The organism is Betaproteobacteria bacterium (assembly GCA_009377585.1).
Lineage (GTDB): Bacteria > Pseudomonadota > Gammaproteobacteria > Burkholderiales > WYBJ01 > WYBJ01.
The window spans coordinates 1-15246 of sequence record WHTS01000013.1; the positions used below are offsets into that span (position 1 = coordinate 1).

General features: G+C 65.4%; 9 protein-coding genes and 2 pseudogenes. 2 read left to right on the plus strand and 9 right to left on the minus strand.

Annotation, left to right across the window (positions count from 1 at the left end; genetic code table 11):
• Nucleotides 1-204, minus strand: a 204-nt coding sequence (locus GEV05_06780; protein ID MPZ43094.1) for a hypothetical protein, incomplete at its 3' end; no start/stop codon positions are given.
• A 157-nt stretch (nt 205-361) separates the two neighbouring features.
• Between GEV05_06780 and GEV05_06785 the strand changes: the two genes are divergently transcribed.
• On the plus strand, nt 362-2068 hold the full coding sequence (locus GEV05_06785; protein MPZ43095.1) for a gamma-glutamyltransferase family protein: 1707 nt from the start codon (nt 362-364) through the stop codon (nt 2066-2068).
• Nucleotides 2069-2143: 75 nt separating this feature from the next.
• On the opposite strand, the pseudogene GEV05_06790 reads toward GEV05_06785, so the two are convergent.
• The 7 genes and pseudogenes from GEV05_06790 to GEV05_06820 form a co-directional block, all read right to left on the minus strand.
• Nucleotides 2144-3320, minus strand: a pseudogene (locus GEV05_06790) (hypothetical protein).
• A 61-nt stretch (nt 3321-3381) separates the two neighbouring features.
• Nucleotides 3382-4626 carry a methyltransferase domain-containing protein gene (locus GEV05_06795; GenBank protein MPZ43096.1) on the minus strand — a complete coding sequence of 415 codons (1245 nt, stop codon included), beginning with the start codon at nt 4624-4626 and terminating at the stop codon, nt 3382-3384.
• Nucleotides 4627-4640: 14 nt separating this feature from the next.
• Entirely contained in the window at nt 4641-6713 is a 2073-nt protein-coding gene (locus GEV05_06800) for an NAD(+) synthase (protein ID MPZ43097.1), read from the minus strand.
• 299 nt (nt 6714-7012) lie between these two features.
• Nucleotides 7013-7429 carry a hypothetical protein gene (locus GEV05_06805; GenBank protein ID MPZ43098.1) on the minus strand — a complete coding sequence of 139 codons (417 nt, stop codon included), beginning with the start codon at nt 7427-7429 and terminating at the stop codon, nt 7013-7015.
• 264 nt (nt 7430-7693) lie between these two features.
• Nucleotides 7694-7975, minus strand: a complete 282-nt coding sequence (locus GEV05_06810) for a hypothetical protein (GenBank protein MPZ43099.1) — start codon at nt 7973-7975, stop codon at nt 7694-7696.
• A 194-nt stretch (nt 7976-8169) separates the two neighbouring features.
• Nucleotides 8170-8838, minus strand: a complete 669-nt coding sequence (locus GEV05_06815; protein ID MPZ43100.1) for a response regulator — start codon at nt 8836-8838, stop codon at nt 8170-8172.
• 50 nt (nt 8839-8888) lie between these two features.
• Nucleotides 8889-12392: a PAS domain S-box protein gene (locus GEV05_06820; protein MPZ43101.1), complete on the minus strand. Its 3504-nt coding sequence runs from the start codon at nt 12390-12392 to the stop codon at nt 8889-8891.
• Here GEV05_06820 and GEV05_06825 point away from each other — a divergent pair.
• Nucleotides 12341-13399: a chemotaxis protein CheB gene (locus GEV05_06825; protein ID MPZ43102.1), complete on the plus strand. Its 1059-nt coding sequence runs from the start codon at nt 12341-12343 to the stop codon at nt 13397-13399. The genes GEV05_06820 and GEV05_06825 overlap by 52 nt on opposite strands.
• Here GEV05_06825 and GEV05_06830 read toward each other — a convergent pair.
• Nucleotides 13309-15165: pseudogene (locus GEV05_06830) on the minus strand (SLC13 family permease). The gene GEV05_06825 and the pseudogene GEV05_06830 overlap by 91 nt on opposite strands.
• Nucleotides 15166-15246 lie beyond the last annotated feature (81 nt).

Below are 15246 nucleotides of genomic sequence, written 5' to 3' on the forward strand. Positions count from 1 at the left end.
GCTGAATGCGGCAAGCGTCGTGGTGGGATCGCCGAGACGGGCGAGGAAGGCGTGCACGAGCGAGTGCGAAAGCTGGTGCAACTCGGTCGTGAGAATCAGCGGAGCGAAGAACCAGACCGCCGTGCGGATGTTCAGCGGCGCCGGCGAGTGCAACGGAGAATGTGTGTGAGGTACGGCAACCATGATCCGGATGGAATTATCCACCGATCGCATCGAGCCGCGAGTCAGCGTGTCCACATGTTGGCTAGGGTTCGGACAATCGCATCGGGGCGCGCTACGATGTCGACATGCCCGGCCGTTATTCTCCAACCGCACATACCGCTGTGCGATTCGAACCTGAAGGGATGCGAGCTTGAGTCAAATGACCATCATGGGCGCCCGACACGTGATATCGGCCGGCCACTATCTCGCCGCGCATGCCGGCTTCATGATCCTGGAAGCCGGCGGCAACGCGATCGACGCCGGGGTTGCCGCCGGCATCGCCATCGACGTGCTGCAGACCGATCGTGTGAGCTTCGGCGGCGTCGCGCCGCAAATGATCTACCTGGCGAAGAGCCGCAGCGTGCAGTCGATCGACGGCCTCGGCGTGTGGCCGAAGGCGATCACGCCCGACTATTTCCTGAAGACGCACGGCGGACTGATCCCGCCGGGAGTCGAGCGCTGCATCGTGCCGGCCGCGCCGGATGCCTGGATCACGGCGCTCGAGCATTTCGGCACCATGAGCTTCGGCGAGGTGGCCGCGGCCGCGATCCGCTTCGCGACCGAAGGTTACCCGATGTATCCGGCCTTGACGCGCTTCCTCACCAACAACCGGGCTCGCTACGAGCGCTGGCCGTCGAGCGCGAAAGTATTCCTGCCCAGAGGCCGTGTGCCTCAGCCGGGCGAGTTGTTCGTGCAGACCGATCTCGGGCGCACGCTCATCTTCCTCGCCGACGAGGAGAAGCGTGCGGCACGCCGCAAGGGCCGCAAGGCGGGGCTTGCCGCCGTACGCTCAGCGTTCTACCGCGGCGACATCGCTGCGGAGATCGTGAAGTTCATTCGTGCGCAGGGCGGCTTCATGAGCCGCGAGGACCTGGCCGAGTATCGCGTGAGCTTCGAGCCGACCCTGAAGACGCGTTTCGCCGGCATCGAGCTGCATGCCTGCGGCCCATGGTCACAAGGGCCGGTGTTGCCGATGGCGCTCAACATCCTGAAGGGCTACGACCTGGCGTCGCTCGGTCACAACTCGCCCGAGTACATCCACCTGCTGGTGGAAGCGTTGAAGCTCGCGTTCGCGGACCGGCACAACCACGTCGGCGATCCGAAATTCGTCAAGGTTCCGATCCGGGGTCTGCTCTCGGAGCGCTATGCGGCCCATCGGCGCTCGCTCATCGATCCGGCCAAAGCCTGGGCCGAGATGCCGCCCGCCGGCGATCCGCGCACGTTAAGCGAAATCGCCAATCGCTGGATGCCGCCGCCCGAGACCGAGCACGGGCCGGGTCCGGGCGACACGTCGTACATTTGCGTCGTCGACAAGGATCGCAATGCCTTCTCCGCCACGCCGAGCGACGGCAGCGACCAGACCCCGACCATCCCGGGTGTGGGCATCGTGTGCTCGGGTCGCGGCACCCAGTCGTGGGCCGAGCCCGATCATCCCGCGTCGGTCGCCCCGGGCAAGCGCCCGCGCCTGACGCCCAATCCGGCACTGGCGTTCAAGAACGGCGAGCTGCTCATGCCGTTCGGCACGCCCAGCGGCGACGTGCAGCCTCAAGCCATGCTGCAGGTTTTCCTCAACATCAACGTATTCGGCATGGCAGCGCAGGACGCCGTCGAAGCGCCGCGCTTCGCGACCTACAGCTTCCCGGGCTCGTTCCAGCCGCATCCCTATTTCCCGGGCCGGCTGCAGATCGAGAACCGGATCGACTCTGCAGTGAGCGATGCGCTCGAACGCAGGGGGCACAAGGTATTTCGCTGGGGCGACTGGACGCCCCGCGCAGGATCGGTGTGCGCCATCGTCAACGATCGCAAGCACGGCGTTCTCCACGGCGGCGCCGATCCGCGCCGGCCGGCTTACGTGCTGGGATGGTAGAAAGGTGTTTGAATCTCCCCTCCTCTCATGAGGAGGGGTGTCGGCGCAGCCGACGGAGTGGTGTGGTTCTAACAGTCAGTCGTCGAGCACGAGCAGCCAGTCGACCGCATACAGCGTCGCCCCCGACGCGATCACCGGATTGAGATCCAGCTCGCGCAAGCGCGCGGCGTGCTGTGCGCCGAACAGGGAGACGCGCACGAGCAGATCCGCGATCGCCGCTTTGCTGATCGCCGGTTTGCCGCGCACGCCGTCGAGCAGGGCGCGGCGTTGCAGCTCATCCAGCATGGCGAGCGCCTGAGCTGGCGTGACCGGCGCCTTGCGAAACGCTACATCCCGCAGAACCTCGATCAGAATTCCGCCCAGGCCCGCCATGACCACGACGCCGAAGACCGGATCGCGCTGCAGGCCGATGACGAGCTCGGTGCCCGGCGGCGCCATCGGCTGAACCGCGACGCCCTCGATGCGTGCGCGGGGAAAGCGTGCCGCTGCATTGCCCACGATTTCGTCGTAGGCGGCGCGAATCGAAGTCTCGGTAGCGAGCCCGAGGCGCACGCCGCCGGCATCGGTTTTGTGGGCGATGTCGGGGGATTCGATCTTGAGCGTCGCGCATCACTTCGGCGAAGGTGACGTCGATCTCGTTGCCGGTATTGACGAAGTAACCCAACCCGAGATTACGCCGGCGGGCGAGCGCGGCGATCGCGGTTCCGAAAGCTCCAGACTGGGTGACGAACGCCACCGGCCCTGGAGGGGTCGGTCCGTCGGCGTATTGGCCGAAGCTCGCCATGACGCGGTCGAACGCGTTCACGAGCCCCAAACAGTTCGGGCCGCAGACTCGGATACCTGCCGCTCGCGCACGAGACCGGAGCTCGGCTTCGAGCTTGGCACCTTCGGTGCCCATCTCACCGAAGCCCGAACTGAATATCACCGCGGCCCGGACGCCTTTCCTTCCGAGGTCGTCGATCGCCGCAGGAACGACTGCAGCCGGAACGGCTACGATGGCGAGATCGACCTCGCCCGGAATGGCAGTCGCATTGGGATAGCATGCAAGGCCCGCGATGCGGTCGTATCTCGGATTGACCGGATGGATCGCGCCCGCGTACTGCTTCTCCAGCAGGAACTTGAGCGGGCGGCCGTTCACCTTGCGAAAGTCGGCCGAGGCGCCGACGATCGCGATGGAGCGCGGGCGAAGCAGCGGCGCCAGCGATCCGTTCATGCGCGAAATGGGGACGCACACAATTTTCCTACGCCACATCCGCATACGACGGTACGCTGGAAAACTGCGAGGAGAATTGTGTGCGTCCCCATTTCGGGACTCACGTCGACCCGGCCCCGCTTGCGGCCCGCAGCTTGGTCAGGTACTGATGCTCGCGCGTCCACAGCAACGGCTTCATCGTCTTGCGATCTGCCTTGGCGGCCAGGATCTGATGCAGCGAGATCCATCCGCTGGAAAAGGCGTGCGCGCAGCCGGCGAGGTATACGAGCCAGGTGCGGTAGCGCTGTTCGCCCACCAGGTCGCGCGCCTTGGCCTGCGCCGATTCCAGGCGCGATGCCCAGGAGTCGAGCGTCCTGGCGTAGTGATACCGCAGCGACTCGACGTCGACCGCTTCCAGGTTCTGCTCGCTCATCGCGCGGATCGCCAGGCTCAAGTGGGGCAGCTCACCATGGGGAAAGATGTAGCGGTCGATGAACGCACCCGCGCCCAGCCCGACCGCGCGGCTTTTCGGGTCCATAGTCGTGATGCCGTGGTTCATCACCAGGCCGTCGTCGGCCAGCAGGCGCTCGATCTTGCGAAAGTAAACCGGCAGATTGGCAAGACCCACGTGCTCGAACATGCCGACGCTCGCGATCTTGTCGAACTTCTCGTTCTCCGGCACATCGCGGTAATCGAGCAGCTCCACGCTGCAACGGTCGGCCAGCCCTTCGCGTGCGATGCGTTCGCGCACGAACTCGAACTGATTGCGCGACAGCGTGATGCCGAGCGCCCGCGCGCCGTGATGGCGGGCGGCATGCAGGATCAAGCCGCCCCAGCCGCAGCCGATGTCCAGCAGACGCTCGCCGGGCGCGAGCATGAGCTTGCGGCAGATGTGCTCGAACTTCTGCTCCTGCGCCGCATCGAGGCTATCGTCGTCGCTGCGAAAGTAGCCGCACGAATAGGTCATGTTTCGATCGAGCCAAAGGCGGTAGAACTCGTTCGACACATCGTAGTGATGTTCGATCGCCCTCGCATCCTGCTTGCGCGAATGGCCCATCACGCGCCGCAGCCGGGTCCAGGTCGCCGCATGCGGCCGGGCGCCGTGAACCAGGGCGTCGGCGGCCCGCATCGCCTCCAAAATCGACCCTTCGACATCGATCAGCTCATGGATGAAGGCTTCGCCCAGCTCGGAGAAGTCGGCTCCCACCAGCGCCCTCACGGCCGAGGGCTTCTTCACCTTGACGGTGACGGCGGGCGCAGGGCCGAGGTCGTAGGCGAGGCCGTTCCAGAGTTGCAGGCGCATCGGCACCGGCGCGGTGGTCATGAGATGCTGGGCGAATCGTGCAAGGCGCTTTTCGACGAACACGGTCGGTCCCCCGTTCAGGATTGAGCAGGTTTATCCGGGATATCGTCCAGCTGCGCGAGCCACACGGCGGCTTCGGCATCGCTCGGCGCACGCCAGTCGCCGCGCGGCGAGAGCGATCCACCGGAGCCCACCTTCGGCGCGTTGGCGATGCAGCTGCGCTTGTATTGGCTCAATTGGAAGAACCGGCGCAGGAACACGTGCAGCCAGCGCTTGATCGCTGCGAGCGAGTATTCGTTGCGCTTCGCCTCCGGCACATCGGGCCACGTGCCCGAACGCCGGTCGCCCCAGGCTGAATGGGCGAGGTACGCAACCTTGGCAGGCGCGTAGCCGAAGCGCAGCACATAGTAGAGGCAAAAGTCCTGCAGCTCGTAGGGGCCGACGGTCGCCTCGGACAGCTGGCCGGGCTGGTCTTCGGCATCCCCAGGCACCAGCTCCGGGCTGATCGCGGTATCGACGATGTCGCGCAGCACGCTGGAGGCATCCGCCCCCAGCTGGCCGGTCGCCGCGACCCAGCGCACCAGGTACTGGATCAGCGTCTTCGGAATGCTCGCGTTGACGTGGTAGTGCGCCATGTGATCGCCGACGCCGTAGGTCGACCAGCCGAGCGCGAGCTCGCTCAGGTCGCTCGTTCCCACCACCGGTGCCCCATGCTGGTTCGCGAGCCGGAACAGGTGGCTCGTCCGCTCCCCGGCCTGCACGTTCTCGAAGGTCACGTCGAATACCGGCTCGCCGCGGGCGTACGGGTGCTCGATGTCCTTCAGCATCTGCAGGCATGACGGCCGAATGTCGATTTCCCGCGCGGTGGCGCCGACCGCTTGCATCAATCGGTGTGCCTGGCCCAACGTGCGCTTGCCGGTGGCAAAACCCGGCATGGTGTAGGCCATGATGTCGGCACGCGGCAGTTTCAGCACATCCATCGCGCGCGCGCACACCAGCAGCGCATGGGTCGAGTCGAGCCCGCCCGATACACCGATCACCAGCTTGCGCGCCTGCATCGCCTGCATGCGTTTCACCAAGCCCTGGATCTGGATCTCGTAGATCTCGGCGCAGCGCACATCGCGCGTCGCCGGATCGTTGGGTACGTATGGGAACCGGTCGTAGCTACGCGCCAGCGATACCACCCGCTGGGCCGGGCGATTCAGGTTGAATTCGACCGTGCGAAACCGATCGACGCTCTCCCGATGCCGCAGCGCCGCCTGTGCGAACGTATTCTGGCGCATGCGATCGGCCACCAGACGGTCGAGATCGATATCGGCGCAGGTGAGCTGAGACTGGTAGCGGAAGCGATCGGATTCGGCCAGCAGCGTGCCGTTTTCGTAGATGAAGCCGTGACCATCCCAGGCCAGGTCGGTGGTGGATTCGCCGTAGCCGGAGGCGCAGTAGAGATAGGCTGCGATCGAGCGTGCCGACTGGCTTGCGCCCAGCAGCCGCCGGTACGAATCCTTGCCGATGACCACGTTCGATGCCGACAGATTGAGCAGCACGGTCGCACCGGCCAGGGCGCCGTACGACGACGGCGGAATGGGCGACCACAGGTCTTCGCAAATCTCGACGTGAACTGCCAGCCGGTCGAGATCCTCGGCGCGGAACAGGAGCTCGGCTCCGAACGGGACATCGTGCTGCCCGCACAGGCTGATCGACGCGCGCCGGCAGGCATCGCCGGACGTGAACTGCCGCAGCTCGTAGAACTCGCGATAGTTCGGAATATAGGTTTTCGGCACCACGCCGAGGATGCGTCCGCGGCACGCCACGATGGCACAGTTGTAGAGCGCGCCGTCGATCTGCAAGGGTGCGCCGAAGACGGCGAGCAGAGAGTGCGCGCGAGTCGCCTCCAGCAGCGTTTTCAGAGCGCGTTGGGCGCCTTGCAGCAGTGCCTGCTGGTGAAACAGATCGTCGCAGGTATACCCGGTGATTCCGAGCTCGGGGAACGCGATCAGGCAGACGCCTTGGCTGGCCGCCTGCTCCAGAAGCTGCGTGGTTTGCGCAGCGTTGAATTCGGCATTGGCGACGCGGACTTCGGGAACGGCGACGGCGGCGCGGATGAATCCGTGTCGATACAGATCGAGGAAGGCCTCAGTTTCGCCCATTGTCCGAGCCGTGTATGCGAATCCGATGCGACGCACCCGTCATGCCTGCTCAGCTGGCGCATGACGCCTGCCTGCGTTCTTGCCTTCCCGCGCGAACGCATTGCCGATTGCGAATTCACAGCGGGTGCGCGCGAACGCATCGATTCTACCAGTAGCCGGGGCCGCGACTGCCAGCCGCCGCGCACGGAGTGTCGACTCGCATCGCAGATTGTTGTAACCGTGCCCCGCACCGCCGACCGCGCCTCGCGAAACGGGGCGGAGGGGATCGTGCGTCTCGCCTCGATGCTATTGTGATTCTGTCAGTGTGACTCGGCTGCCCGCCGCGACCGGGACCAGGCGAGCAGCCGCTCGAAATCCCCGGCGAAATGTTTCCTCAGCAGGACGTCGTAGCCGATCGAGCACGCCATCGCCTCGCCACCGTCGAGCCGGCGGGAAATGCCCTCCTGCGAGCAGCGCGTGTAGAACAGCTTCATTTCCTGCTCGGAAAACTGCTCGAAGCGGGCACGGACGGGATCCTGGCCAGCGGCCGACGCTTCGCTGCCTTCCAGCCCCGTGCGCTCCACGAGAGCGCGATGCTGTTGCACCCGTGGCGCATCCGCCGAGCTGCCCGAAGCTGCGATGGCCGCGCAATACCAAACGAGCCAGATGGTCGCGGCAATGCCGAGAATGAACGAAGCCTTGCTGCAAACGCCCCATTGCTTGCAACTGGTTGGCATGGCGGTGTCCTCGCTCCACGTCGATGCGCCCACGCTCTCGACTGCACGAATGCGGCCCGGGCTCCCCCGGCGCTCGCGCCGGGCTTGTCGTACGAAGCACATTGTCGACGGCGAGCCTGCGCCTTGCCATCCGACAAAAGGATCAACCGTTGCCTACCAAAGTCTAGCGTCTAGCGTCTAGCGTCTAGCGCTCGGATCGATGCCGGCACATGCAGCTGTCGTGCGGCTGCTTTACGGATGTTCGTGGCGCGGACGCCCGGGCGCTCAGAGCAGCGACGGCCGTTGGAAGGCTCCGGGATCGGCAGAAATCGCGGGGTCGCCTGGGTATGATCCATCGATGGCGAGCGTTCCGTCGCGAAAAGACAAGCGGGTTTCGAGCTTGTTGCGAGCATCGAAGACATCCACCGCCGATCCCCGCTCGGCGGCAACCTTGCAGGCGATTTGCACCAAATAGCTCCGATCGTCGCTCTGCAGAAGCCCGCATTCCTGGCCCTCGATCATCAGGTGCCATTGCTGCTCGCGCCAAACGATCTGGTATTGCTTCATGGGAGCCTCGCCCTGGGGTGAAGACCCAACCGCACCCGATTGCGGAAGGGCACTACAATTGCATGCCAAGGTACTCTGGCACGCACGGGCACGCAGCGCGATACAGGATAGGGGTGCACAGCCCCGGGGATATCCCGGGCGTGCCGGTACGGACTCGGGGTGCGCCAGAGCCGCTTCGGGGTGCGTCAGAGCCGCTAATCGGGCGCCACGTCTTCGGACAGCCAGCCGCGCGCAACGGCGTAGCGCACGATGTCGGCACGGGTGCGCAAGTGTAGCTTTTCGATCGCGGCCGACTTGTAGGATTCGACGGTCTTGATGCTCAGCGAAAGCGCCGCGGCGATTTCCTTGTTGCTGCGGCCCCACGCAATGCCCTGCAGTACTTCTTCTTCGCGTGCGCTCAGGACCTCCTTGGAATGCGACCGCACGGCAGCGACCGGATGGCTGAAGGTTCGCTGCAGCAAAGGCCCCGCCAGGCCGGGCTCGATGTACGTGCCCCCCTGAGCGACGATTCGTATGGCATTGATCAAGGTATCGGCGGCGCTCTTCTTGAGCACATAGCCGCATGCGCCCGCTTGCAGCAATCGGCGCAGATAGGCCTGGTCGGCATGGCGTGTCAGCGCCAGGACTCGCACCGAGGGACAGTGCTCGGCGATCTTCTCGGCCGCTTCCGGCCCACCCATATCGGGCATGGACACGTCCAGGACCGCGACGTCGGGCCCCTTCTCCATGGCAAGTCGCACGGCTTCGCGCCCCGTGCCCGCCTGCGACACCACTTCCATGTCCGGCTGGCCATTGATCAGCATGCCCAGCCCATCGCGCACGATGGCATGGTCATCGGCCAGAAGAATACGTAGTTTGGTCATGCCATCGTCCGGTGATCGCAGGTTCTGGCGCATCTCCGCGTCCGTTGCGGCTACTCGATCGGCGCATCGCCACTTCCGCAACGCTCATTCCCCGCGTCATGCCGTTCCCAGGCAGGGACGCAAACACGCACGGTCGTTCCTCCTGGCCCGGAATCGATCTCGACCGTTCCCGACACCAGGCCGGCCCGCTCCCGCATGCTGAGCAAGCCCAGCGCTCGCGGATCGACCGGTGCCGAAATATCGAATCCTACGCCGTTATCCTTCACCACCAGGGAAACATCCGCGGCATCGCGTTCCAGCAGCAGCTCGACCTCGGTGGCTTGCGCGTGCTTGGCCACATTGTTGAGCGCTTCCTGCGCGATTCGGTACAGGACGGTCTCCATCTCGGCCGGAAGGCGCGCCGTAAGACGCGACTGCAAGCGGACAGGAATGTCGAAGTACTTCGACCAGCTTGCAATGTAGTCCGACAGGGCCTCGGACAAACCGAGGTCGTCCAGCGCCGTGGGGCGCAACTCCCAGACCAGAAAGTCGACATCGCTGTCGAGTCGCTTGACGATGTCTTCCAAGGCTGCGATCTGCGCCCGGAGCGGCGCTGTCGCGTCGGCCGAGGATTTCATCGCGGCGAGCTGGAGCCCCAGGGCGGTGATCTCCTGTCCGAGCTGGTCGTGCAGCTCGCGCGAGATGCGCCTGCGCTCCTCCTCCTGCGCACGCACCAACCGGCGCAGCAGGCGCACGCGCACCGCCTCGGCCCGCACGCGCTCGTCCATCTCTCGCCGCAATGCCGCATTCGCTTCCGCGAGCTCCTGGGTCCGCGCCACGACGCGCGCTTCCAGCTGTTCATGCGCAGCACGCAGGCTTTCCTCGCTCTCGCGCAGCGCCTGCTCTGCCCGCCTGCGCTCGGTGATGTCGGTAAACGTGAGCACGACACCCACGATCCTGTCGTCGGCGGTGCGATACGGCAGCACCCGGGCGATGTACCAGTGACCGTCGGTTGCCTCGACCTCGCGCTCGCCGACCGACAGCGTGTCCAGCACCCGCTCGATGTCGTGCACCAGCTCCCGATAGGTCAGCCGATGGGTGATGTCCATGAGCGGCCGGCCAGCATCGGCCGGGATCAGGTTGAAGATCGATCGCGCCCGCGGGGTGAAGAGCTTGATGCGCATGGCCCGGTCGACGAAGACGGTGGCGATGTCGGTCGAATTCATCAGGTTGCGCGTGTCGTTGTTGGCCGCCGAGAGCTCGTCGATCTTGATCTTCAGCTCCTGGTTGACCGTGGTCAGCTCTTCGTTCAGCGACTGCAGCTCCTCTTTGCTGGTCTCGAGCTCCTCGCCGGACGAGCGCAGCTCCTCGTTCATCGCCTGCAGCTCTTCGTTGGAAGCCTTCAACTCCTCCTGCTGCAGCTCGTGCTGCTCGATGGTGGTGCGCAGCTTCAGCTTGACCCGCATCAGCTCCTCTTCGAGCTGGCGGGCAATGGGCTCGACCCGCTGCACGGCATCGCCCACCCGGGCGGGCTCGTCGGCTTGCGTTCCGTCGATCGTTTCGAACAGGACCAGGATCATGCCGCGTGACGTGTCGATTTCGCTGAACACGGGCCGCACGATCAGCTTGACGTGCTCTGTTGCGCCATCGATCTGGATGGGGCCCGCGATCGTCTCGGCGCTGGTCCGGTACTGGGCGGCGTGGTTGAGGGCGCTGTGCAGCTCGAGGCGCAGCTCGGAACGGACCACCTTGAGCAGATTCTGCGACGGCTCGCCGCCGACGAACTGCAGGTAGCGGCCAGCGTGTTCGGACAGGTGCAGGATGTCGTAGTCCTGGCCTACGACCACCGAGGGCGCGGCATAGTGCTCGAGCAGGCATTGATGCAGTTCCTGGTACGACATGCGCTCGCGCAGGCGCGACTCCGGCGCGCGCGCATCGGCGGACCATTGAATAGCCGGCAACGTCGTCGCGCTGACCGGGGGCAGCGTCACCGGGGTTTCGACGTTACGGCTCTGGAATATGTGATGTTCCTTGTACAGGGGAACATAGAGATTGCCGGCGTCCTCGGCCGACTCGGAATTGCCCAGGAACAGAAAGCCGTCCGGGTTCAGGGCGAAGTGGAACAGGCGCAGGATGCGGTCCTGCGCGGCCCGGTTGAGATAGATGAGCAGGTTGCGACAGGTTACGAGGTCGAGGTGGGAAAACGGCGGGTCCACCAGCACGTTGTGGGGAGCGAACAGAACCATCTCGCGCAGCTCCCGGCGCACGCGGTACGAATCGCCCTCCTTGATGAAAAAGCGCCGCAGGCGCTCCGGCGGCACGTCGGCGGCGTCGTTCAGCGTGTACAAACCCGACCGCGCCTTCGCCAATGCGGCGTGGTCGATGTCGGTGGCGAACACCTGGATGGTGGGCGCGCTGAGCGGATTTGCGATCTGCTCGGCGAGCAGCATGGCGGTGGAATAGGCCTCTTCGCCGGTCGCGCATCCCGCCGCCCACACCCGGACATGATCCTGGGAGGTACGGTGGTCGAACAGCTTCGGGACGACATGGCGTTCGAGTGCGGCCCACGATTCGGGATCGCGGAAAAAATTCGTGACGCTGATCAGCAGATCGCGCAGCAGCAGGCGCGCTTCTTCCCGATTCTCGCGCAGGTAACGCGCGTATTCGACGATCGAGTGAAGATCCTGCACGTTGATGCGGCGCTCGATGCGCCTCAGTACCGTGGAGCGCTTGTAATTGGTGAAATCGTGGCTCGTGCGCACGCGCAGCAGCGCGAACACGTCGCTCAGCGCCTTCTCGTACTCGTCGGCTGCGTCGCGCTCCACGGCCTTCGCCGTATTGAGCTGGCTGTGATAGTGGACAAGCCGGGCCGGAATCTCGGTGGCGGGCAACACGTAGTCCACCAGCCCGGTCGCAATGGCGTTGCGCGGCATGTCGCTGAAGTCGGCCTCGGTCGGCTCCTGGACGACGCATATCCCGCCGCACTCCTTGATGCGCTTCATCCCCATCGAGCCGTTGGCGCCGGTTCCCGACAGGATCACCGAGATCGCGCGCGTGCGCTGCGCCTCGGCGAGCGTGCGGAAGAACATGTCCACCGGCGCACGCCGTTCCTCGGCGCCGTTCATCGGCATGACTTCGATATGCCCATCGGCCAGAAACAGCCGGTTGTTCGGGGAGACCACGTAGACCTGGTTCGGGGCGATGCGAACGCGAGCGCGAACCTGCGTCACCGGCAGCGGCGTCGCTTGCTGCAGAACCTGGGCGAGATGGCTTTCATGCTCGGGGGACAGATGCAGAATGACCACGTAGACCATCCCACTGTTGTCCGCCACGGCACTGAAGAACTGCTTCAGCGCTCGGATGCCGCCCGCCGAAGCGCCCAGCCCGACGACGGTGTTGTCGTCGAAGGTGGGCAGCTCGTCCGGCGCGCACGGCATCGTGCTTGCTGTCTCGCTCATCTCCCAATCTCCTGGTCGGCCGGTGCCGCCGCTACCGCGATCAGCGCTGGGCGACCTCTGCGTCCATGATATCGGAAGCCGCCGGTCCGGGAACGAGGCGTGCGATAATCGCGGCATCTCGCATCCGCGAGAGACCCAGGACTGGCGGCGCAAGCCGCTCTGGCCGAACCAAGGCCCGAATGATGCGGCGGAATCTCATGGTAGTGGGGGCATCGGCTGGCGGTATCGATGCGCTGCGCACGATCGCCGCGGGCCTGCCGGCGGATTTTCCTGCCGCGCTGTGTGCGGTGATCCACGTAGCGCCCGATTCCCCGGGCATCCTCGATCGCATCCTCGAGCGCGCAGGTCCGCTGCCTGCCGTGATGGTGAATGACAAGGAGCGGCTGCGCGAAGGCGTCATCTACGTGCCGCGGCCCGACCACCACCTCATCGTCGAGCCGTCGCGGCTGTGCGCGACCCGGGGGCCGAAGGAAAACCGTTTTCGGCCCGCGGTGGATCCGCTCTTTCGCTCGGCGGCGCAGACCTATGGTCCGCAAGTCATCGGGGTCATTCTGACCGGCGCACTGGACGATGGAACCGCCGGCCTTTGGACCGTGAAGCAACTCGGCGGCGTTGCCGTCGTCCAGGACCCGGACGATGCGGAAGCTCGCTCGATGCCGCAAAGTGCGCGCGAGCACGTGCGTGTCGACCACTGCGTCCCGCTGCGCCGAATAGCCAGCCTGCTGGTGGAGCTGGCGAGGCAGGACATTGCCGAGGCAGGAGGCTATACCCTGCCCGAACCCATCAACATCGAAGTCGAGATCGCCAAGGAAAATGCCGCCCTGGAGGCCGGAATCGAAGCGTTGGGCGAGCCCTCGAGGTACGCCTGCCCGGAATGCCATGGCGTGCTGCGGCAGTTGAAGGAAGGCGATCGCATGCGCTTCCGCTGCCATGCCGGGCATGCGTACTCGGCTGAAGCGCTGGTAGCGGACATGGATCAGGCGATCGAGGAAAGCCTGTGGAGCTCGATACGGGCAGTCGAAGACCAAAGGCGTCAGGCGGGCCTGAGCTCCCAGACCCAGGCGACGAGTGGCACCCCCGCCAGAACGACCAGAATCGACAAAGGCAGGCCGAACTTCCAGTAGTCGCCGAAGCGGTAGCCGCCGGGACCCATCACCAGCGTATTGCACTGGTGCCCGAAGGGCGTGAGGAAGTCGCATGCGGCGCCGACCGCAACCGCCATCAGGAACGGATCGACGTTGAGCCCGAGCTTGCCGGCGAGGCTGGCGGCGATGGGCGCCATCATCAACACCGTTGCCGCGTTGTTGAGAAACGGCGTGACGGCCATGGCTGCCACCATGATGAGCGCCAGCGAGCCGAGGGGCGGCAGCGCGTTGGTGACGCTCGACAGCCACCCCGCCACCAGGTCCGAGGCTCCGGTGGTGCGAACCGCCTCGCTCACCGGAATCAAGGCACCGATCAGAATGATGATGGGCCACTCCACGGTCTCGTACACTTCGCGCAGTGAAAGCGACTTGGCGAGCAGGATCGCGACCGCGGCGCCGAAGAATGCCAGCGCGACCGGCAACAGCTCGAATGCGACCGCGCCCATGGCGGCGGCGAGCACGAGCAGCGGAACCTAGCGTTTGCGGTTGCGCCCCAGCGCCACGTCGCGCTCCGCGAGCGGCAGGATGCCGAGCGCCTTCAGCGCATCGGGCAAGCGATCGAAGCGGCCCTGCAGCACCAGCACGTCGCCGGCGCGTAAACGAACCGAGCGCAACCGCTCGGTCAGATTCTCGCCGCTGCGGCTGATGGCGATGAGATTCAGGCCGAAACGGCTACGCAGATTCACTTCCGCCGGCGTGCTGTACACGAGCGCCGAGTCGGTCGTGATCACGCCCTCGATTACACCGACGTTGTCCTCGTCGTGCTTTTCGTCCTTGTCGTTCTCGTCATCCTCGCCCTTGTCGTCCTTCTCCTTGGAATCCTGGGGGTCCTTGTCTTCCTTGCGATCCGACTTGGCATCCTGCCCGGGCAGGTTGAGGCCCCCGCGCGCAATGGCGCGCTCGAGGTCTTCCGGGTCGCCCTTGATGAGCAGAACGTCGCCCTCCTGGATCCTGACGTTGGCATGGGGCTTCAGCTGGCGCGTATCGTCGCGCACCACCGAGGTCACCTTGGCTTCGCCCTCGGCCAAAGCCTCCACCTCTCGCGGCCCCTGCCCCACGATCGGGGACGAGGCCGGCACCCTCGCCTCCACCACGTAGTCCTCGATGTCGATCGCGGTATTGAGCGCCCCCGCGCCGCGCCGCTTCGGCAGCCAGGTGCAGGTGAGCGTGATCCAGACGAGACCGAGCGCGGACAAAGCGAGACCCACTGGGGCGTAGTCGAACATGCGGAACGGCTCGCCGCCGAGCTCTTCGCGCACGCGTGCCACGATCAGGTTCGGCGAGGTGCCGATCAATGTTATGAGACCGCCCAGGAGCGAGCCGGATGCGAGCGGCATGAGCAGCTGCGAGGGCGAGGTGCCCGAGCGCTTCGCCATCTGGAACGCCACCGGAATGAGTATCGCGAGCGCACCGACGTTCTTGATGAAGGTCGAGAGCAGCGTCACGGCGAGGACCAGGACGAACACCTGCGCACGCAGCGACGTGAGATGTGGACCGAGTGGCCGCAACGCGACCTCGGCGATGCCCGATTTGGCCACCGCGGCGCTCACGACCAGGGCGGCGGCCACGATGATCACGATGTCGTCGCTGAAGCCGGCGAACGCGCCTTCGGCCGGCACGATGCCGACCATCACGGCTGCGAACAACGCCAGCATCGCAACCAGGTCGTAGCGCAGGCGATCCCATACGAATAGCGCCATCATGATCGCGACGATGGCGAATACCGCGCCCTGGTCGAACGTCATAGGCAGAATTCCGCGATACTCCCCTCTCCCTTCGGGAGAGGGGCTGGGGTGAGAGAGAGGGACCGAGTTGTGGAGCAGCGA